The organism is Enterococcus sp. 4E1_DIV0656 (assembly GCF_002140695.1).
Classification (GTDB): domain Bacteria; phylum Bacillota; class Bacilli; order Lactobacillales; family Enterococcaceae; genus Enterococcus_D; species Enterococcus_D entomosocium.
Map to the genome: position 1 here is coordinate 379,597 of NZ_NGLF01000002.1, position 20,055 is coordinate 399,651.

The window sequence follows — 20,055 nt, forward strand, 5'->3', positions numbered from 1 at the left end:
TACTACTTGTACTACTTTCACTACTTGGTTCGGTAGTACTACTAGTGCTGCTTTCACTACTTGGTTCTGTGCTACTGCTGGTGCTGCTTTCACTACTTGGTTCCGTGCTATTACTGGTGCTGCTTTCACTACTTGGTTCTGTGCTACTGCTGGTACTGCTTCCACTACTTGGTTCGGTAGTACTACTGGTGCTGCTTTCACTACTTGGTTCCGTGCTGCTGGACTCCCCTGGTTCACCGGTTCCGCCACCACCGCCACCATAGCGTGGCGTATAGCCAGTAATACTGCTTGTTCTTGGCACATCATTGACCACGGCATCAAGGATGCCCCGATTGGTATATTGTTCCAATGAACCATCCGTTTCTGTTTTGTAGGTAATGTAGATCCGTTCCTCCGTATCCCGCAAAGGAATTTCAAAGGAGCCATCACTATTTAAAACGATCGGTACTTGCTCAACATACGTTGGGTTGGAAACGCTGGGGCCGTAAACCACTCGGGCAGTCGTACTGATGAGTGTCTGATGGGGACCTAAAATATCAATAAACGTTCCATCTTTGATCGTCACTTGATTTGTATCAAACGAGTTGATGTACACACGCCAATCAATAATCCGTTTGGGTTCTTGCGTACCTAAATACAGTCCTTGTTTGGTGAGTAAGGCTCCCTCCCCTGTATCATCCACTGCTTGAATAAAAATAGGCACCGATTGCGTTCCATTTACTGTTTCGAAGTTGATGTTGTTGATTTGGTTCTCTGTCACTTCATCGCTGAACTTTGTCCAAAAATAAAAGTCCCCGTGTACATTGGTATTTTGTTCGACAAATTCCGTGAAAACAAAGGTCAGCTGATTGCCAACTTGGGTAACATTGACCACTAAGTTGTTATTTTCATCGTATAAAGCATACGTATTATTGACGCCTTCAATCTCAACTGGCAAGGTGACAGTCGCTTTGTCACCGGCTTTTAAATCTCCTAAATCCTCCAAACTCCAGGTCATATCTATTTTGAAGGAATCATCCTTTTCAATACTTGTGATGACCTCGTTGCGGCTATTAACGATCGATACATTTGTGATCAGGTTGGCACCCACATCGGTTTCCCCATAAACAATCCGGATACCAGCAAATAAAGGAATCAGCAACAGTAAGACTGCAAATGCTTTTCCAAGTCGTGTGATCATTGGTCTCCTCCCTCAAATAAGTGCTTCCCTAAATCCATCGACCGCAGCCTTCACTGTACTCGAAATGAATTTTGCATCTGACAGTTGTCGTGTTCTAACAGTGTCTCTTCGTTTGTTTGACAAAATGAGCGTTACTTAATTTTATCTGCTTTTCAATGATTTGCACAATTAAAAGGCTTCATGGATAGAAATTTAGACAAACTAGCTAATAAAAAGCCAAATCCCAATCAGTACAAACTGAAAGAGATTTGGCTTGAAGAATAAATTACTCTGTAGGATCGGCGATCCTATCAATTTGCTGGAAGTATCGATATTGACAAATCAAGTAAAAAACGATTTGAAAAATCAAAAAGAGACTAGCGATCACACCGTAGTATTGCCAAACAGGCAATTCTACTAAGATACGCAAAGCGGTCATCGCTACCGCGAAATGGATCATTGCAACGACTGTTGGCAAGAAGTACATTACTTGCAGCTGGCGTCTCAGAACTTTGTGCCGCTCCTTCGGCGACACACCTAAAATATGCAAGGAACGATGGTACGCCCCATCTTTATCTAAATCTGCAAATAAACGGAAATAGATAATCGAAGCGGAGAAAATAAAGAAAACCGAACCCAGTAATACCGTGATCATTAAAATGATGCCATTTCCCTGACGATTTTCTTGGAAAACTTGGTATTTCGAGGTATAAGACGTACGCATCGGAATGTCTTTTGCCGCTTCTGACCACTCTTCATCCGTATAGTCACCTTTGGCTTCAAACTCCTGACTGAGCTCTTCGTATTGCTGATCGATCAAGGCATTTTCTTTATCTAAATCCCCATTGAAATCAGATACCAATTCAGGTGTTTCAGCCCATTCTGGATAGTCTAACCAAATAAAACCAGATTCCATATCGTCGGTGGATTTTTGCAAGAGGGCTTGCCACTCCTCAAAGGTTTTATCTGTCACAACTGACAGTCCAAAGTAATCCAGAGAAAGCATTGAGGGACTGTGGACAATCGTAACATTTTTTTTTATACCGGTCTCTGATCCCAATTCGATTGGATAGATACTTGTACGTTCGTTCTCAGGGACTTCTAGAAGCTGTTTTCGACGTGAATAATTAGCACTAAGTGTCATTATTTGATTATCTGCAACAGAATCAGCTTCCTCACCAATTTGTTTCATCATTTTCTGATAGTCGCTTTCTCGCATAATTGAAAAGCCATTCGTCGTATAGAATGAATCATTCGTAACTGCAGATTCATCAAGATTCGCATATGCCCATAGTAAGGAAACACTATCCGTTACAGGCGCATACCCTTTTTCTTCTATAGCAGTTTTAATTTCGTTTACTTTTCCCTCGGTATGATCGAGGTCTTCTGGCCCAGACCACGGAAATACATAGGCTACACTAATTCCTTGGATCGAAGAAAAAGAAGAACTGCCAATCGCCAGCATCACGGAAATCCCAACGAATGCCACGGAGGTACTAATAGCAATCAGACTATACATCGCCGCATTGTCTCGCATGCGAAAAATCCATTCGCTGATAGTCAGCATCCGAGTCCCTCGTAAGAAGGTCGGGCGTTTCTTTAATCGTTTCAATAGAAATACGCTGAACTGATGGAATGACAAAATCGTGCCCGCAACAGTCAACAAGACTCCTAGCATAAGCGGCAGCATCGAGTACGTTTGGTAGCTAAAATAAAAGACCGATCCATAGCCAATTAGTAACAGCACAATTCCTGAAAAAGCCAATGCCCAATGGCTTTTTGGTTCAGGACGTGGCTTTTCATTTTCCTTGATCAATGAGATGATCTGTTCTCCTTGCAAGGCGCGGGTACTGAAAAAGGAGATCAAGAGAAAAATAAAGACATAGATCCCAAAGGTCAATCCTAAACCTTCCATAGGAACCATAAATTTCAGTCCTTCTGTTAGATACATGACATTTTGCGCAATCAGCAGCAATAATTTCGTCAATAAAATCCCTAACCCAATACCGGTCACTGTGGCACAGGTTCCTAAAAGGGCATTTTCGACAAACAAAATCTTTCGCAGATCTTTTTCTTCGATCCCCAAAATCAAGTAGATTGCCAGATCACGTTTGCGTCGTTTTAAAAAGACCACAAATGTATACCATAAAAACAACAGCGACAGTAAAGCGATCACCACAAGTGCGACGGATAGACCGACCTTCGCCAATTCTGAAAGTGTACCGCTATTGGACAAATTTTCTTCCAATTGCGGATGAAAGAGCAAAAGACTAAAGATATAAAACACCATCGCCGCAAAGGCGCTACTGACGAAGTAGGCCGCATAGGTTCGAAAATTCCCCCGCAGATTACGAATGATCAACTGTCTGAAATTCATGACGGCGACCTCCTAAATGTGCTAGGACTTCAAGAATTTTTTGATAAAATTGCTGTTGATCAGCCCCGCGATAGACTTCGTTATACAGCTTTCCATCTTTGATGAAAACGACCCGATCAGAAAAGCTGGCAGAATAAGGATCATGGGTGACCATCATGGTGGTGACCTTAAGTTGCTTGTTCATCTGACTTAGTATTTCCATGACATCTCGTGCTGCCTTTGAATCAAGATTGCCCGTCGGTTCATCTGCTAAAAGCAATTCCGGTTGATGGATCAAAGCTCTAGCAATCGCAACTCTCTGCTGCTCTCCACCGGAAAGCTGATAGATGCGTTTGTCTTTTTTCTCATAGATCCCAAGCTCACGTAATAGCTGTTCCGAACGTTCTTTCATCTCAAGAACCGGCACCCGATCCAATGTCAGTGGTAAAATCACATTCTCAAGCACGCTCAATGGCGAAAGTAAATTGTAGTTTTGAAAAACAAAACCTAGTTGCCGACGACGAAACTCCGCGAGTTTTTGCTTAGATAATTCTAGGGGCTGCTCGCCCTTGATGATCACCGAACCTGAAGTCGGTTTATCCAATGTTGCCACCAAATTCAGCATGGTGGTCTTGCCACTGCCAGATGGACCCATAATGCTGATAAATTCTCCTTCTGGCACTTTGAGATCGATTTGCTGTAAAACCTCAACAGACACTTCCCCTGTATAGGTTTTCGATACATTTTTCAATTCTAGTAAAGCCATCATCTTCACTCCTTTGCTACCAGTTTAGCAGGCGGCACCGCAATCAGTTATCGATTTCATGATAGAAAGCTTACAAAATTGTAAGAAAGTCTTTACGTCCGAAACGTTAATGTAACCGTCGTGCCTAGATTCTCCTTAGAGACCAAAGCGATATCGATATCCAATTGCTTGCTGATCGTTTCGACTAAGTAAAGTCCGATTCCAGTTGCCTCGCCTGTTTGCCGACCATTCTGACCTGTATAAAAGGGGCGAAAAACCCTTGGCAGATCCGCTTCTGCAATTCCGCACCCTTCATCTGAGATCGTCAATTTTCTAGAAAAAGGATCGATCTCAAAATAGACCTTACTGTCTGGCTTTGAGTACTTGACGGCGTTGCTGATGAGCTGAAAGAGCAAAATACCTAGCCATTTTTTATCTGTTGTCACCGTGATATCTGCTTCACTCATCAGCTTCGGATAGACTTCACTGCGAATGAAATTCCGCTTCTGGTCACCGATACTGTGTTTTAACAATTCCAACAGTGAGGCTGACTCGATAACGAAGTCCTCCGTGAAATCTTCCAAGCGCACAAAATTCAGCGCAGTCGCCAAGCCACTTTTTAAGCGATCTGTTTCAGCCAAAAGATCATAGCTATCGACTTCTTCACTTTCAGCCATTAGCGCCAAAACTGAGACAGGTGTTTTCATTTGATGAACCCAGATATTCATGAAACGAATATGATTTTGATGGTGCTGATCTAATTCTGTCAGCCGCTCTTGCTCATGCTGCTCTTGTCCATCGAACTGCTTGCGCCATTGCCTGGAAAGGTAGCCATTGCTTCGGTGTGTCGCTCTTCCATGCTTGATATAATGATAAAACGTAGTATTGGAAAGGTAATCTGCCAAATAAACAAGAACAATGAACAGCCCGAATAGAAGCAGACCATAACCAATCACGAGGTAATTTCGATAGCCATCCAACCAAATCACTAAAACGAACAATGAAATGGCTAGGAAGGTAACGAGTAGTTTAGGTAAATGAACACTTACATATGCTCTCATTCTTCTGTACCTACTACCGATAAGGCGTAACCCTTTCCGCGAATCGTTTGGATCGGATCATTGATGCCCATTGCCGCCAATTTTTTTCGCAAACGGCCAACATTGACAGAAAGCGTATTGTCATCAACAAAACGCTCATCATCCCATAATAGATTTAAAATCCGTTCCCGTTTGACCATTTCTGGGTGCGCTGACATTAAAAGGGTCAATAATTCTCCTTCTCGAACAGTCAGCCATTCACTGGCTTCACGATAGACCATCTTCAACGCTTCCGGATAATAGGTCAATTCGCCAGCTTTCAAGCTTCTCGCCCGATCAGACTGTGCATAATCCCCATAGACTCTGCGAATATGGCTCTTCACTTTAGCCAGCAGCAAGTCATAAGAAAAAGGTTTGACCAGATAATCATCAGCACCGTATTCTAATGCCATCACTTGGTCCATATTGCCGTCACGTGCGGAGATGAAGAGAATTGGAACCAATGAATGTTCCCTGATTTTTTGGCACCAATAAAACCCATCATAATAAGGCAGATTGACATCTAACAAAACCAAATCAGGTTGGATCAGCAAAAATTCAGCTAAAACCGCAGCGAAATTTTCTGGAACAAAGGTTTGATACGCATAGCGGGATAATTGATTTTCCATCATTTTGACTAACGATTTGTCATCTTCGACCACGAATATTTTCATAGAACCCCTCCTGTTTTCTCTAAAGTTTACCAAAACTACGTGAAAAATACTGCAAAATTCCAGCTTTTTTAAAAAAAGTACACTTATTTATTGTAAGCAAAATTATTTTATAGTATACTACGTTTTGTGATTAAAACTTACTTAAAGTAAAGGTGGAAAAAAATGAAAAATATTTTAGTTGTTAAAGCCAATAACCGTCCTGATGGAGTATCTGCAAAAATGTTTGATACGTTCGTTGAAAATCTTGATACGAACAATGTGGACGTTGTAACCTTTGATGTGTACGCACAACCAATGCCTTATATCGGTCAAACGTTATTTGAAGCATTTGGCAAACTTTCACAAGAACAAGAATTAAACCAAGAAGAACAAGAATTGATGACTGTCCGTCAAGACGTGATGAACAAATTCGCAGCAGCAGATACCATCGTTTTCGCTTTCCCAATGTGGAACCTAACGATCCCAGCAGCTTTGCACACATTCATCGACTATATCTTCCAAGCTGGCTTTACTTTCTCTTATAACGAAGATGGTTCAATGAACCAATTGTTGAAAGACAAAGAAATCGTTCTATTGAATGCCCGTGGTGGTGTTTACTCAGGCGAAATGAGCGCAATGGAAAACGCTGTAACCTTTATGGAAAAAGTTTTCGGTGGTATGTTCGGCATGAACATCACAGAAGAAGTAATCATCGAAGGTCACAATGCAGATCCTTCTAAAACAGCAGAAATCATTGCTGAAGGTTTAGAACGCGTAGCAGCAGCTGCGAAAAAATTCTAATCATTGCTATCGATCAACTCCTCAACAAAGCACTATTGCTGGTTGAGGAGTTTTTTTATCTAAACATGTTGATCGTCCATTGGATCGATAAAACAAAGATGCCCCTTAGAACAGAGCGGTCTAAGGGGCTAAATCTCTTTTTATTTTGATGCTTTCCAATCAAAAGGCAACAGCTCTTCTATCGTCATGATTTTTCCTGCTGCGATCATGACCTGCGTGTTGTGGTTGGCAGGATCCAGCTGGCTGATGAATTCACGGCAACGACCACAAGGTGGGATCGGCTCACCTGCCGAATTGATTGCAACCATCTGTAACACCCGCTGCTGCCCATCGGTGATCATTTGCGCAGCCGCAGCCTGTTCGGCGCAAAAACCCATGGAACAGCTGGTATCGATACAGATCCCTGTATAAATCTGTCCATCTGCAGTAGTCAGAGCTGCCGCAACACTCCCTGCTTCTGCAAATTGAGAGAGCTGTCTGAATCCCAGTTTTTGTTTCGCGGCATCGATCAGCAACTGAAAGTCCATTTTTCTTCCTCCAATAATAAGCTGGCTCATGGTTAAATGAACCGTTTAAGCACCCGCCATGATTTTCGTCAATAGCTCAGGATCAAAGGTCTTTTCCCGCAGCATCGCGATTTCATAGCCATAAGGGGCTTTTTTATTCTTTTTGTCTTCGCCAACATAGGGTGTTTCCAAAATTTTCGGTAACGCTGATAATTGCTCATGATGAACGATCTTATTCAAGGCTTCAAAGCCGATCGTGCCAAAACCAATATTCGCATGTCGGTCTTTGTGGCTGCCCTGTGGATTTTTTGAATCATTGACATGGATGACCTTCAAGCGATCCAATCCGATGATTTTGTCAAACTCGTTTAACACGCCGTCAAAGTCTTCTTTGACATTGTAGCCAGCATCATTCGTGTGACAAGTATCTAGTGTAACGGATAATTTTTCATTTAAGGTAACGCCATCGATAATTGCTGCCAATTCTTCAAAGCTGCGACCAATCTCGGTGCCTTTACCTGCCATTGTTTCTAATGCGATCTGGGCGGTTTGATTTTTTTCAAGGACCTCGTTCAAGCCTTTAATGATCTGCTTGATCCCAGCTTCGGGTCCTGCACCGACATGGGCACCAGGGTGCAACGTGATTTGAGTTGCACCTAAAGCTTGGGCTCGTTGGATTTCTTCTTGTAAGAACGAAACGGCAAAGCCAAAGTTTTCTGGTTTGATGGTATTACCTAAATTAATGATGTAAGGGGCATGGACAACGATATTCGAAATTCCCTTTTCCGTCATAAAATCTTGTCCAGCTGCGATCTGCATCTCTTCGATCGGTTTGCGCCGCGTGTTTTGCGGAGCTCCGGTATAGATCATAAACGTAGTAGCTTGATAGCTAGCCGCCTCTTCTGCTGCTCCTAAAAGCATTTTTTTGCCGCTCATTGAAACGTGTGAACCAATCAACATTTTTCTTTTCCTCCTAAATCTAGTCTTCTCTATTATCGATAAAAGCACCTTGTAAAGCGATTATTTTGCTCATTGCCGTATTTTTTTATCAAGCGAGTCCAAATAACATCAGGACACCCGTCATTAGCGGCATACTTATCAAAAAGCTAATGGAAGAAACAAATCCCACCGCCTCTTCCTCCATCCCAGCAATCACGGAATTAATGACCCCAAATAAAGGGATCGGAGCAAACACTAACAAACAAAGTACTGGTTTTAATAAAACTGGGATCGGTAAAACATAGAAAGCCGCGAACAGCACGAAAGCCAGTCCGTAGCGTAAGCTTAAAATTTTGATTACCGTTGGCGTAGTGTGCTTCGGTAAGCGGAAATCCAAAAATAAGCCAATCATAAACATGGACAGAAACGTATTTGCGATCCCGATTGGCTGAACGAGCGCCAAGGCTGACTCGGGAATCCTCCAATCCGCACTGCGGATAATCAGCATCACTAGATAAATGGTAAATGTTGGCGAGCGCAGGAGATTCAAAAAGATTTTTCCTGGTTCAAACGTCGTCCGCTTTCCAATCAAGAACTCGATGAAAATCGTCGTTCCCCCTGCCAACATGATACTGTTCCCCATATCAAACAGCGAAATCAGTGGAATCCCTAAAGGATAAAAACTTTGGGCAAAAGGAATTGCAAAATTGCCGATATTAAAGCCTGACCCGCAGTACATAGCAAACTGTTGCAGCGTGTTCGATTCTTTTTTGGTCAAGAAAAATGCGAAGAGGATCTGGACGACCGTAATGATCAAAGCGATCACAATCAAACTAAGCGCACTGACTTGTACTTGCATTGAAGCTAAATTCAAAATGATTGCTGCCGGTAACGTCACATTCAAAATAATTTTGGATAAGATCGAGCCATCCGCTTTTGAAAGGACATTTAGCCGTTTAAGAAAATACCCTAAGAAGATCATGGCAAATAAACCGGCGGCATTCAACACTATATTTCCCATTCCAACAAAGACCCTTCCTCTACAAAAATTTGAAAAAAAGCGAACCAACAGGTCGGTTCGCTTTTTGCGATTAAAATGTTAATAAGAAATATTTTTTCTTGCCACGACGAATCACGACGTATTTTCCACCGATCCGATCACTTGCTTGGATCTCGTACGTTAGGTCTTGGACGCGTTCCCCATTGATGTAGATGGCCCCATTTTGTACGTCTTCTCTTGCTTGACGTTTTGATGGTTCGATTTTAGCAGTCGTCAACACTTCAACGATGTTCAAAGAATCATCCGCTGTTACCTGATGACTAGGAACCCCTTTAAAGCCTTGTTCGATCTCTTCAGCGTTCAATTCTTTGATATTGCCGCTGAATAAACTTGCTGAGATGCGTACGGCTTGTTCATAAGCCTCTGCCCCATGAACCAAAGTAGTGACTTCTTTTGCCAAAGCTTTTTGTGCTGCTCGAGATTCTGGTGCAGCGTTAAATTCAGCTTCGATCGCAGCGATTTCTTCTAATGATAAGAAGGTGAAATATTTCAAGAATTTGACTGCATCACGATCATCCGTATTGATCCAGAATTGGTAGAACTCGTAAGGCGTTGTTTTCTTGGCATCTAGCCAAACCGCATTGCCTTCTGTTTTCCCAAATTTCGTTCCATCTGCTTTTGTGATCAATGGCATAGTCAAACCGAACCCTTGGACTTCACGCTCACGACGCAATAATTCGATTCCAGAGGTGATATTCCCCCATTGATCGCTACCACCTAATTGCAACAAGCAACCGTGGTTGTCGTAAAGGTTCAAAAAGTCATAGGCTTGTAAAAGCTGGTATGCAAATTCGGTGTAGGAAATTCCTGTTTCGATCCGACGTTTGACACTTTCTTTGCTCATCATGTAGTTGATGGTAAAGTTTTTCCCCGTGTCCCGTAAGAAATCGATCAGTTTCAATTCCCCTAACCATTCATAGTTATTGGCAATGATGGCAGGATTTTCTTGGTCATCAAAATCAATAAAGCGAGATAATTGGCTTTTGATACTTTGTGACCATTCCAAAACGGTATCCAATGTGTTTAATTGACGTTCTTGATCTTTAAAGGATGGGTCACCGATCATTCCTGTACCGCCACCAACTAATGCGATTGGCACATGTCCGTTTTGTTGGAAACGGCGCAACATCAAAATAGGCAATAAATGACCAATATGCAGGCTATCTGCGGTAGGATCAAAGCCGATATATAGTTTCACAGACTCTTCATTTAATTGTTTGGTCAAGGCTGCTTCGTCTGTGGTCTGATGAACTAATCCGCGTTGCTTTAGTTCTTCAAAAAAGTCTGTACTCATTCTTTCTCCTCCTAATAATTGCTTCATTGTTCATCTTAACTGAAAAAGAGGGCAATGAAAAGTCTTTCTCTCAAAGTCCTTTACCAAAAAAGAAACTTTTAGGCAAATCAGTTCGTTTTCCCTTATTATCGCTGGTTCAATACAAATACCAACTGGCATTTTCTCGCACACTTCTTTCGATAACAGATAGGGTGCTACCCAAGCGCCTTGTTTTTTGCTATAATTACACGGAATCTATTCTAATTTATTGAGGTGACTCTTTTTGTCCCAGAAAACGAAAAATCAAAAGAATACAGAAAACAAAAATAGAGGCTGGTTCTATTTCAATATCAGTCTTAGGGTTTTACATGCCTTGTTCTTAGTGGCTATTTCTTTACTGGTGCTAGGCGGTTCTTTAGCTTTAGGGATCGGTGCCGGCTACTTTGCTTTTCTTGTGGAAGATACCGCAGCTCCTTCTAAAGATGAGTTGCAGAAAGAACTGACCGACATCACAGAGACTTCTCAACTCGCATACGCTGATGGCAGTAAAATCGCAACGATTCGCTCAGATCTGATGCGAACGTCGGTTAATTCCGATCAAATTTCAGACTACTTGAAAAAAGCGATCATCGCAACAGAGGACGAATATTTTAATATTCATAATGGCGTCGTACCAAAAGCAGTCGTGCGGGCATTATTATCCGAAGCGACAGGCTTTGGCGGCAGCGGGGGTTCCACTTTGACCCAGCAGCTGGTGAAACAACAAATCCTTTCCAGTGAAACGACCTTCAAACGCAAAGCCAATGAGATTTTATTAGCCATGGAAGTGGAGAAATTTTTCGATAAAGATGAGATCGTCACCATGTATCTAAACATCTCCCCTTTCGGCCGGAACAATAAAGGGCAAAATATCGCAGGTGTGCAAGAAGCGGCGCAAGGAATTTTTGGCGTTAACGCAGCTGACCTGTCTTTACCGCAAGCAGCCTTTATTGCGGGTCTGCCACAAAGCCCGATCGTCTACAGCCCTTATACAAATACGGGCGAGATCAAGGAAAACTTGACTGCTGGCTTAGAGCGGAAAGACTTCGTGCTCTTCAGTATGTATCGTAACCACGATATTACGAAAGAAGAATACGAAGAGGCGCTTAATTATGACTTGAAGCAAGACTTCAAAAAACAAGAAGCCATTGAACAAACGGATCAAAGCTTCCTTTATTACACAGTGTTAAATGAAGCAAAAGACATTATTGCCAAACAGCTGGCAGATGAAGATGATGTCAGTGACGAAGAATATGCCAAAGACGAAACCTACCAAAAATACTTCGAATTGGCGCAGCAAAAACTAGTTAATGGTGGCTATACCGTCACATCAACGATCGATAAAGATATTTATAATGCGATGCAAGATGCCGTCGATAAATACGGCTATATGTTAGACAACTGGGGCGACTCCACCATCGAAGTCGGCAATGTCATGATGGACAATGCCACCGGGAAAGTATTAGGCTTTATTGGCGGTCGTAACTATGCTGACAATCAATTCAACCATGCCTTTGATGCCAAACGCCAAGCAGGTTCAAGTATCAAACCAATGCTGGTTTACGGACCGGCGATCGAAAGTGGCTTGATGGGCTCTGAATCAATGGTTTCTGATTATGCCGCAAAGTGGCGGACAGGAGAAAACGCCGGTGAGCCGATCGTCAATGCCACAAACCGTGGAACCAATACCTTCATGTCGATTCGTGAATCTTTGGAGGTTTCCAGTAATATCGCAGCGACAAATATTTTCCAAGATCTGTGGGAAAAAGAAGGCGATCATTTTTATGCCTATTCAAATTATTTGAGCAAAATGGGCTATCCTGAAGATAACAGCTGGGCATATGAATCAGCGCCATTAGGGGTTACCGATGTCACAGTGTTGAATCAAACAAATGGCTTCCAAACATTTGCCAATAACGGTGTCTATCAGCAAGGCTACATCATCGAATCAATCAAGGATAATGAAGGCGAAGTGCTTTATCAGCATGAAGCCAAACCGGTCCAAGTCTTTTCTGAAGCGACAGCGTCCATCATGACCGACATGATGCGTAGTGTTATCGATGAGCAAAAAACCAGTTCCTTTAAATCGGTTATCAGCGGATTAGATTGGAACCTCGGGAATGCCGATTGGGTCGGTAAAACTGGGTCTACCAATAATTGGTCTGACTCTTGGCTAGTCGTTTCCACCCCATCGATCACCATCAGCAGCTGGTCAGGGCGGGATGACAATAAAGCTACCGATAGTGCAGCAGGAACTCGGACAGCCAATTACATGGCTTACTTGATCAATCGTATCTATCAAACAAACCAAGAAGTCTTTGGTGTAAATCAGAAGTTTGAACTTTCTAGTGATGTCAAAAAAGCTCAAGTTTCCAAGTTTACTGGTACCCAACCAGGCGGAACCGTGCGAGTCGATAATCGAACCTATACGAATCCAAGTAGTACCGTTACTTCTTATTGGGCAACTGGCGGACCAGATACGGTCGATTTCAAATTTGGACTCGGTGGTTCAGATGCAAACTATGCTGACTATTGGAAAAAAGCATCTTCTAGCCGTTCAACAAATCGTTCGTCGAATACATCATCGAATAACGCATCCAACAATGTTACACCTACTGCAAATGATGACGACGAGGACGAGCAAGAAAATAACCAACCTAATACAAATGATGATGATGACTGATCAGCCTTGTGCTGATCAGTTTTTTTATACAAAAAAAGTGTGGGTAGAAAATCCATAGATTTTCTACCCACACGAACGATCGTTGAAGCAAAAAGTGGAACAGCAAAGCGTTGCTCCACTAGTCTTTTTATTAAATCGCTGCTTATTTCGTAGAGCTTTTTTCTGAAATACCGTAAGGCAAGACGATCGTTTTTTGTTCTACATCTTCTTTGTTCATCATTTTAGTTAATAGACGCATCGCAACGGCACCCATATCATACAATGGTTGCGTCACACTTGATAAGCGTGGACGAGCTGCTTCAGCCAATAATGAGTTGTTGCTGGTGATGATCTCGAAATCCTCAGGAACTTTAACGCCTTTGTCTAACAAACCATCTAAGACGCCGATCGCTAACTCATCGTCTGTAACATAAGCTGCTGTTGCACCACTGTTGATGATGCGATCAACTAATGCTAAGCCTTCTTTAAAGCTGTATGGTGATTCAAAGATCAACCCTTCAGAATAGTCAAGGTTGTTTTCTTTCAAGGCTTCTTTATAGCCTTTCAAGCGGTTTTGGCCATTGATTGGATCGATCAAAGCACCGCTGACAAAAGCGATTTTTTGATTGTTTTTCGCCAATAACGAAACAGCATCTTTGGCAGCTGCTGTGTAATCGATATTGACACTTCCTACTTGTTCATCAGGATCGATCGAACCAGCTAAAACGACTGGAGTTTTTGAGCGAGAGAATTCCCCGCGAATTTCATCCGTGATGCGATGACCCATGAAGATAACGCCGTCTACTTGTTTTGCTAACAAGTTGTTCAATACGTTGACTTCTTTCATCGTATCGCCATCAGAGTTGGCTAAGATGATATTGTATTTATACATGGTCGCTACATCATCGATCCCACGAGCAAGTGATGAGAAGAACATATTGCTGACATCAGGAATGATAACACCAACAGTTGTGGTCTTTTTACTTGCCAACCCTCGAGCAACTGCGTTTGGACGATAATCCAAGCGGTCGATCACTTCCAGCACTTTCTTACGAGTTGCTGGTTTTACATTTGGATTTCCGTTGACTACCCGTGAAACAGTTGCCATCGATACATTCGCTTCCCGTGCAACATCATAAATCGTAATTGTTTGTTTTTCCATGATATATCTCCCTTATTCTATTTTCAGAAAATCTTATTTACATTTCTTTGTTAGGATAGCAAATTTTTTCTGGATTTGCAACCGTTTTAATTTTGTTTTCATGAAAACTTAGCAATTTCCTACTTTCCCCTCCCCTATTCTCTTCGAAAGCATGATAAAATAGAAAAAGAATACTTGAAAGAAGGTTTTATCAAATGAATGATAAAAAAATCAATGAGTTAAATGCCTGGTTGAAAACCAATGGCGCCGATGTTGCCTATATTTCTAATCCAGCAACGATCGCTTATTTTTCCGGTTTTAAAAGTGAACCTCATGAACGGGTCCTTGCTTTGTTCGTCGCACCTGGAAAAGATCCCTTTCTTTTCACACCAGCTCTGGAAGTAGAAGAAGCAAAAAATAGCGGCTGGCCCTTTGACATTATCGGTTATCTCGATAGTGAAGACCCTTGGGCGAAAATCTGCCAAGAATTGACCTCTCGTTACGAGGTTTCTTCCTTGGCATTAGAAAAAAATGACCTTTCCGTCGAGCGCTATGAAGCATTGAAACGGTTCTTGCCAAAAACCGATTTTTCTTTAGATGTGACCCCGGTGATTCAAAAAATGCAATTAACAAAAACCGCGTCTGAGATTGACACCTTACTAGAAGCTGGCAACTGGGCAGATGTTGCTTTTGAGGTTGGGTTTGCTGCCATCAAAGAAGGCGTTAGCGAAATGGAAATCGTGGCAGAAATTGAGTACGAGTTGAAAAAACGTGGGGTTTCCCATATGTCCTTCGATACGACCGTATTAGCTGGTGCCAATGCAGCAAGTCCTCATGGCGTACCTGGGGATCGCAAAGTGACTGCCAATGAACTCGTCTTATTTGATTTAGGAGTCATCTGGAAAGGGTATTGCAGCGATGCAACCAGAACGGTTGCCTATAAAGAACCGACTGCATTACAAAGAAAAATTTATGACATCGTCTTAGAGGCGGAATTGGCCGCTCAAGCAGCAGTTAAACCTGGGATCACTGCAGGAGAATTAGATAAGATCGCTCGTGATGTGATTACGGGTTATGGCTATGGCGACTACTTCAACCATCGTTTAGGTCATGGCATCGGGACCACGGTTCATGAGTTCCCCTCTTTGATCACTGGCAATGATTTAGTGATTGAAGAAGGCATGTGCTTCTCTATCGAACCGGGGATTTATTTGCCAGATCAAGTCGGTGTTCGTATTGAAGATTGCATCTATGTCACTGCAGATGGCTGTGTACCATTTACCAAAACAAAAAAAGAATTGTTGATTTTATCTTGATTCTTTTAATGAAACGGCGCAATATGTTGTAATTACATGAAAAGGAGTGTTCTTATGAGTAAAAAAGTGTTAGTTTTAGGCGGCACGCGTTTTTTCGGTAAATATTTGGTCCAATCTTTAGTGGATCAAGGCTGTGATGTCACGATCGCTACCAGAGGGAAGACGACTGATTCTTTTGGCGATCAAGTCAACCGACTTGTCTTTGATCGCACGGATGAAGAAAGTATCAAAACGACGTTGACACAAGAAACCTATGATGTTATTTACGACAATATTGCTTATACTTCCAACGACATTGAGATTCTACTGCGTCATGTCACACCCAAACGCTACATTGTCACTAGTTCGATGTCTGCCTATCATGAACTGCACTTCGATTTGAAAGAAACGGATTTTGACCCTGCCAAAGAAGCGGTCAAAATTGTCTGCTCTGAGGAAGTCAATTATGCTGAAGGCAAACGAACCGTTGAAGAGATTCTTACCCAAAACTACAGTCAGATTCCGTCCGTTTTTGTCCGCTTTCCTTACGTGATCGGTGCAGATGATTATACAAAACGTTTTGCCTTTTACATCGACCATCTGATAAAGCAAAAGCCAATGGCTGTCGATAATCTAACGCATCAAATGGGCTTTGTCGATGCTGAAGAAGCTGGCCAATTTTTAGCGTTTTTAGGTACCAGCTCTTTCACAGGACCCATCAACGGTGCGTCAAAAGGCACGATTTCTTTAGAAGAAGTGCTGCAATACGTAACGGAAAAAACCGGTCTTTCCCCTCTCTTTTCAGAAACAGGTGATCAAGGCCCTTACAATGGTACACCTGTTTATTCGATCAACGTTGCTCTCGCTGAGGGAATTGGGTTTCCATTCAGTCAACTGCGGGATTGGATCTATCAACTTTGCGATTGGGAAATCACCCAAGCATCAAACGAATAGCTACTGAAGTCACAAAAAACGTTCGCCGATTTAACTGGCGAACGTTTTTATCTTTTAAAGTAATAAAATTTTGTATCCTTGCTTATGCTTCAGGATTGTTTTTTTCTAATGTATCTTTTAATTCTTCTTTTGCATCTTCCAAGTCAGCTTTAGCTTCTTTTGTTTCTGCTTTCGCTGTTTTTTTGGCATCATCCGCTGCTTTTCCAGCTTCTTTTTTCAAATCAGCTGCGGCTGCTTGACCGTCTTTTTTGGCTTCTTCAACTACAGGTTTTGCTTCTTGTGCCCCTTCTTTGACAGTTTGTTTCATATCCGCTGCAGAAGATTTTGCATCAATGATGATATCTTGGACTGTATCATCTGCATCTTCTTTGGCATCTTTCGCTGTTTCTTTCACATCGCTTGCTGATTTTTTGAAGCGTTCTGATAGATCACCTGCTTGTTTCTTTAACTCTTCAACGGTTTCTTCTGATGAACCAGCTGCTGTTTCTTTTAAGTCATCGACTTTCGCTGTTAAAGAACCGGTAAAGTCAGATGCTTGCTCGCTTAATTTTGCTGCTTTATCTTTAGCGATATCGACAAGATCCGTACTTCTTTCTTTGGCTAAATCACCATAATCAGATGCTTTATCTAATAAATCGTCTGCTTGTTTTGCTAATTTATTTCTTAATGTTTTACCAGATTCTGGCGCCAACAAAAGTGCTGCTGCTGCTGCCGCTGTTCCTCCGATGATTGCTCCTAATAAAAATCCGCCTTTTTTACTCATTGAAAGTCCTCCTTTTATTTTTGGTTATTTTTGTCTTTGAAAAATTTCATGGCTGTTTGACCGACTTTTCCAGCTACCGTTGCTTTGGCAGTGGTCCGGCCAAGACTACCCACGCGCGTAATTAAATTTTTTCCAGAAACATTTAGTTCTGAAACACTGGTACTTAGATCTGCAACTGCTGTGAACAAAGGATCGATGGTTGCGACTTTTCCGTTCACATCTTGTAAAAGCTCATTCGTTTTTACCAAAAGACCTTCAACCTCTTTTGAAAGAATATCAACGTCTTTGGTAATGACACGGATGGTTGTGTTTGCTTCTTCGACCGTTTTGTCTACTTTGGTCATTGTCTTGCTGACTTGCATCAACAAACGAACGACGAAAATGACCAATACGACAAATGCGATCGCAGCAATCAATGCAGCTAGTTCTCCTCCTGACATAGAATGGCTCCTTTCCCCATTTACTTATATTAAGAATAGCATTTCACTGCACTTTCTACAAATAAAAGACTGCATTTTTAAGAAAATTATCCGCTTTCAACAGGAAATAATAAAAAAACAAAGCAATTTCATCAGAAATTGCCTTGTTTAGGAGTTTTTGTTATTTTTTTGACTCTTTCGGTGCTTCTTTGACTTCTTTTTGAGCCGGAGCTAGTTCTTTTCCTAACTCGATCAAATACTCTTTCAAGTTGTCCTTGACTTCAGGGTGTACTAAACCATACTCAATACTTGTTTTTAAGAAACCAAATTTGTCTCCTACATCGTAACGCTTGCCGGTAAATTGATGAGCAAACACGCGTTGGGTTTTGTTTAATGTGTCGATGGCATCCGTCAATTGGATCTCGCCGCCAGCACCAGGTTCCTGATTGGCTAAAATATCAAAAATTTCAGGGGTCAGCAAGTAGCGGCCAATAATTGCTAAATCACTTGGCGCATTTTCTGGCGCTGGTTTTTCAACAAAGTTTTTGACATTGAACAAACCTTTTTCAACTTCCATACCAGGATCAATGATTCCGTATTTTGATGTATCTTCATGAGGAACATCCATGACAGCGATCGTTGATGCATGCGTTTTTTCATAATTATCGATCAGCTGTTTCGTCAATGGCACTTGATCTTCCATCAAGTCATCACCTAGCATGACTACAAACGGTTCATTTCCGACAAATGCCCGCGCCTGTAATACGGCATGGCCTAATCCTTTCGGATGAGATTGGCGAATGAAATGCAGATTTACGTCAGTTGTTTCTTCCACTAATTTCAAAAGCTCTGTCTTGCCTTTTTCTTTTAGATTCATCTCTAATTCTAAATTGGCATCGAAATGGTCTTCGATCGGACGCTTTGCTTTTCCTGTTACGATCAAAATATCTTCGATCCCTGATTGTAAAGCTTCTTCCACGATAAATTGGATCGTTGGTTTGTCAACGATCGGCAACATTTCCTTTGCCATTGCTTTTGTAGCTGGTAAAAATCGGGTACCTAGACCGGCTGCTGGGATAACTGCTTTTTTGACATTCATGTGACTCGCTCCTTTAATCATAATGATTGATCTACCGTAAATTCGTTTTCTTCTTTGCCGTCTCGCAGCATAATATCTTTAGCTGCTTGCTTGATGTCTTTGCCTTCATACAAGACCGAATAAATCGTTTCTGTGATTGGCATTTCCACTGACAAAGCTTCTGCTAATTCGCGGGCAGCTTTGGTGGTTGAAACTCCTTCAACGATCATGCCCATATTGTCTAACACTTCGTCTAAGCTATGGCCTTTTCCTAATAGGTTTCCGGCACGCCAATTCCGCGAATGGACACTGGTACACGTGACGATCAAATCGCCAACACCACTCAATCCGATAAAGGTTAATGGATTTGCACCCATTGCCACACCGAGACGACTGATTTCTGCTAACCCACGGGTCATGATCGCAGCCTTCGCATCATCCCCAAAGCCCAGTCCAGCAATCGCTCCGGCACCAATAGCGATGATGTTTTTCAGCGCGGCGCCAGTTTCGACACCGATCACATCGTTATTGGTGTAGATTCTAAAGTAATCATTCATAAATAGCTCTTGTACATATTTAGCAGCCGATTCATTTTCTGAAGCTGCCGTGATCGTGGTAATATCATGGACAGCGACTTCTTCGGCATGTGATGGTCCTGACAGGACAACGATTTCTTGCCGTTTATCGGCTGGGATCTCTTCGGCAAGTACTTCTGAGATTCGTTTATGACTGCCTTGTTCTAATCCTTTTGAGGCATGGATGATAACTGGTTTACCGGTTGTCTTCTTAGTGAATTCTTGTGCCACGGCACGAATCGCTTTGGTTGGTACTACAAACAAGACAGCATCTGCCCCTTGGATCGCCTCTTCTAGATTTTTGCAGCCTAAAATATTTTCAGGTAATTTCAAATCAGGCAAATAATGCCGATTGGTATGATACGTATTGATTTCATCGATTTGGGCGGGATTGTTGCCCCAAATAGTCACTTCATGTCCGTTTTCAGACAAGACTTGTGCCAAAGCAGTCCCCCATGATCCGGGACCTAAAACGGCGATTTTCTGTTTCACTATGGAAACCTCCTCTATCCTTTTCGCAAATTCATGCACTTTATCATTTTACCATAATTTCGATAA

18 protein-coding genes are annotated in these 20,055 nt (G+C 42.1%); 4 read left to right on the top strand and 14 right to left on the bottom strand.

The genetic code is table 11. The features are described 5' to 3' along the window. The 5 genes from A5882_RS15125 to A5882_RS15145 form a co-directional block, all read right to left on the bottom strand. A partial coding sequence (locus tag A5882_RS15125) for an Ig-like domain-containing protein (RefSeq protein ID WP_254908522.1) occupies nucleotides 1-1,180 on the bottom strand: 1,180 nt, incomplete at its 3' end. Nucleotides 1,181-1,445: 265 nt separating this feature from the next. Next, nucleotides 1,446-3,536 (bottom strand): ABC transporter permease, encoded by a 2,091-nt coding sequence (locus tag A5882_RS15130; protein WP_086373048.1) that lies wholly within the window; start codon nucleotides 3,534-3,536, stop codon nucleotides 1,446-1,448. After that, nucleotides 3,508-4,284 carry an ABC transporter ATP-binding protein gene (locus A5882_RS15135; protein ID WP_008378452.1) on the bottom strand — a complete coding sequence of 259 codons (777 nt, stop codon included), beginning with the start codon at nucleotides 4,282-4,284 and terminating at the stop codon, nucleotides 3,508-3,510. The genes A5882_RS15130 and A5882_RS15135 overlap by 29 nt, the downstream gene beginning before the upstream one ends. 89 nt (nucleotides 4,285-4,373) lie before the next feature. After that, nucleotides 4,374-5,321, bottom strand: coding sequence for a HAMP domain-containing sensor histidine kinase (locus A5882_RS15140; RefSeq protein WP_086332453.1), 948 nt, complete (start codon nucleotides 5,319-5,321; stop codon nucleotides 4,374-4,376). Further along, nucleotides 5,318-6,013 (bottom strand): response regulator transcription factor, encoded by a 696-nt coding sequence (locus A5882_RS15145; protein WP_008378457.1) that lies wholly within the window; start codon nucleotides 6,011-6,013, stop codon nucleotides 5,318-5,320. The genes A5882_RS15140 and A5882_RS15145 overlap by 4 nt, the downstream gene beginning before the upstream one ends. 162 nt (nucleotides 6,014-6,175) lie before the next feature. On the opposite strand from A5882_RS15145, the gene A5882_RS15150 reads away from it, so the two are divergent. Then, a complete protein-coding gene (locus A5882_RS15150) occupies nucleotides 6,176-6,793 on the top strand; it encodes an FMN-dependent NADH-azoreductase (protein WP_005225804.1) in 618 nt (205 codons plus the stop codon). Between the two features lie 140 nt (nucleotides 6,794-6,933). On the opposite strand, the gene A5882_RS15155 is transcribed toward A5882_RS15150, so the two are convergent. The 4 genes from A5882_RS15155 to tyrS form a co-directional block, all read right to left on the bottom strand. Continuing rightward, nucleotides 6,934-7,320, bottom strand: coding sequence for a cytidine deaminase (locus tag A5882_RS15155; RefSeq protein ID WP_086332454.1), 387 nt, complete (start codon nucleotides 7,318-7,320; stop codon nucleotides 6,934-6,936). Nucleotides 7,321-7,365: 45 nt separating this feature from the next. Continuing rightward, nucleotides 7,366-8,259, bottom strand: coding sequence for a deoxyribonuclease IV (locus A5882_RS15160; protein ID WP_005225802.1), 894 nt, complete (start codon nucleotides 8,257-8,259; stop codon nucleotides 7,366-7,368). An 88-nt stretch (nucleotides 8,260-8,347) separates the two neighbouring features. Then, nucleotides 8,348-9,259, bottom strand: coding sequence for an AEC family transporter (locus tag A5882_RS15165; protein ID WP_005235411.1), 912 nt, complete (start codon nucleotides 9,257-9,259; stop codon nucleotides 8,348-8,350). A gap of 70 nt (nucleotides 9,260-9,329) precedes the next feature. Further along, complete coding sequence (tyrS, locus tag A5882_RS15170; protein ID WP_008378466.1) at nucleotides 9,330-10,592, bottom strand: tyrosine--tRNA ligase; 1,263 nt, start codon at nucleotides 10,590-10,592, stop codon at nucleotides 9,330-9,332. A 262-nt stretch (nucleotides 10,593-10,854) separates the two neighbouring features. Here tyrS and A5882_RS15175 point away from each other — a divergent pair, with 262 nt between their 5' ends. Further along, on the top strand, nucleotides 10,855-13,293 hold the full coding sequence (locus A5882_RS15175) for a transglycosylase domain-containing protein (RefSeq protein ID WP_016612234.1): 2,439 nt from the start codon (nucleotides 10,855-10,857) through the stop codon (nucleotides 13,291-13,293). Nucleotides 13,294-13,435: 142 nt separating this feature from the next. Here A5882_RS15175 and ccpA read toward each other — a convergent pair whose 3' ends face one another. Beyond that, nucleotides 13,436-14,434 (bottom strand): catabolite control protein A, encoded by a 999-nt coding sequence (ccpA, locus tag A5882_RS15180; RefSeq protein ID WP_008378470.1) that lies wholly within the window; start codon nucleotides 14,432-14,434, stop codon nucleotides 13,436-13,438. A gap of 194 nt (nucleotides 14,435-14,628) precedes the next feature. Between ccpA and A5882_RS15185 the strand changes: the two genes are divergently transcribed. Both A5882_RS15185 and A5882_RS15190 read left to right on the top strand, forming a co-directional pair. Continuing rightward, a complete protein-coding gene (locus A5882_RS15185; protein WP_086373049.1) occupies nucleotides 14,629-15,729 on the top strand; it encodes a Xaa-Pro peptidase family protein in 1,101 nt (366 codons plus the stop codon). A gap of 54 nt (nucleotides 15,730-15,783) precedes the next feature. Then, on the top strand, nucleotides 15,784-16,662 hold the full coding sequence (locus A5882_RS15190) for an NAD-dependent epimerase/dehydratase family protein (protein WP_008378472.1): 879 nt from the start codon (nucleotides 15,784-15,786) through the stop codon (nucleotides 16,660-16,662). 82 nt (nucleotides 16,663-16,744) lie between these two features. On the opposite strand, the gene A5882_RS15195 is transcribed toward A5882_RS15190, so the two are convergent. The 4 genes from A5882_RS15195 to A5882_RS15210 all read right to left on the bottom strand — a co-directional run bounded on the left by A5882_RS15195 (nucleotide 16,745) and on the right by A5882_RS15210 (nucleotide 19,989). Next, nucleotides 16,745-17,425: a YtxH domain-containing protein gene (locus A5882_RS15195; RefSeq protein WP_005235400.1), complete on the bottom strand. Its 681-nt coding sequence runs from the start codon at nucleotides 17,423-17,425 to the stop codon at nucleotides 16,745-16,747. Between the two features lie 14 nt (nucleotides 17,426-17,439). After that, nucleotides 17,440-17,865, bottom strand: coding sequence for a DUF948 domain-containing protein (locus A5882_RS15200; RefSeq protein ID WP_005235398.1), 426 nt, complete (start codon nucleotides 17,863-17,865; stop codon nucleotides 17,440-17,442). 160 nt (nucleotides 17,866-18,025) lie between these two features. Then, complete coding sequence (gene galU, locus A5882_RS15205) at nucleotides 18,026-18,943, bottom strand: UTP--glucose-1-phosphate uridylyltransferase GalU (RefSeq protein ID WP_008378473.1); 918 nt, start codon at nucleotides 18,941-18,943, stop codon at nucleotides 18,026-18,028. Nucleotides 18,944-18,960: 17 nt separating this feature from the next. Continuing rightward, entirely contained in the window at nucleotides 18,961-19,989 is a 1,029-nt protein-coding gene (locus A5882_RS15210; protein ID WP_008378474.1) for an NAD(P)H-dependent glycerol-3-phosphate dehydrogenase, read from the bottom strand. Nucleotides 19,990-20,055: the final 66 nt, after the last annotated feature.

Bases quoted from the DNA above. Each gene is read 5' to 3' on its own strand.
- A5882_RS15165 (WP_005235411.1), bottom strand. From the start codon at position 9,259: ATGGGAAATATAGTGTTGAATGCCGCCGGTTTATTTGCCATGATCTTC.
- A5882_RS15150 (WP_005225804.1), top strand. From the start codon at position 6,176: ATGAAAAATATTTTAGTTGTTAAAGCCAATAACCGTCCTGATGGAGTA.
- A5882_RS15135 (WP_008378452.1), bottom strand. From the start codon at position 4,284: ATGATGGCTTTACTAGAATTGAAAAATGTATCGAAAACCTATACAGGG.
- A5882_RS15160 (WP_005225802.1), bottom strand. From the start codon at position 8,259: ATGTTGATTGGTTCACACGTTTCAATGAGCGGCAAAAAAATGCTTTTA.
- A5882_RS15140 (WP_086332453.1), bottom strand. From the start codon at position 5,321: ATGAGAGCATATGTAAGTGTTCATTTACCTAAACTACTCGTTACCTTC.
- A5882_RS15190 (WP_008378472.1), top strand. From the start codon at position 15,784: ATGAGTAAAAAAGTGTTAGTTTTAGGCGGCACGCGTTTTTTCGGTAAA.
- tyrS (WP_008378466.1), bottom strand. From the start codon at position 10,592: ATGAGTACAGACTTTTTTGAAGAACTAAAGCAACGCGGATTAGTTCAT.
- A5882_RS15130 (WP_086373048.1), bottom strand. From the start codon at position 3,536: ATGAATTTCAGACAGTTGATCATTCGTAATCTGCGGGGGAATTTTCGA.
- A5882_RS15195 (WP_005235400.1), bottom strand. From the start codon at position 17,425: ATGAGTAAAAAAGGCGGATTTTTATTAGGAGCAATCATCGGAGGAACA.
- galU (WP_008378473.1), bottom strand. From the start codon at position 18,943: ATGAATGTCAAAAAAGCAGTTATCCCAGCAGCCGGTCTAGGTACCCGA.
- A5882_RS15185 (WP_086373049.1), top strand. From the start codon at position 14,629: ATGAATGATAAAAAAATCAATGAGTTAAATGCCTGGTTGAAAACCAAT.
- ccpA (WP_008378470.1), bottom strand. From the start codon at position 14,434: ATGGAAAAACAAACAATTACGATTTATGATGTTGCACGGGAAGCGAAT.
- A5882_RS15200 (WP_005235398.1), bottom strand. From the start codon at position 17,865: ATGTCAGGAGGAGAACTAGCTGCATTGATTGCTGCGATCGCATTTGTC.
- A5882_RS15145 (WP_008378457.1), bottom strand. From the start codon at position 6,013: ATGAAAATATTCGTGGTCGAAGATGACAAATCGTTAGTCAAAATGATG.
- A5882_RS15155 (WP_086332454.1), bottom strand. From the start codon at position 7,320: ATGGACTTTCAGTTGCTGATCGATGCCGCGAAACAAAAACTGGGATTC.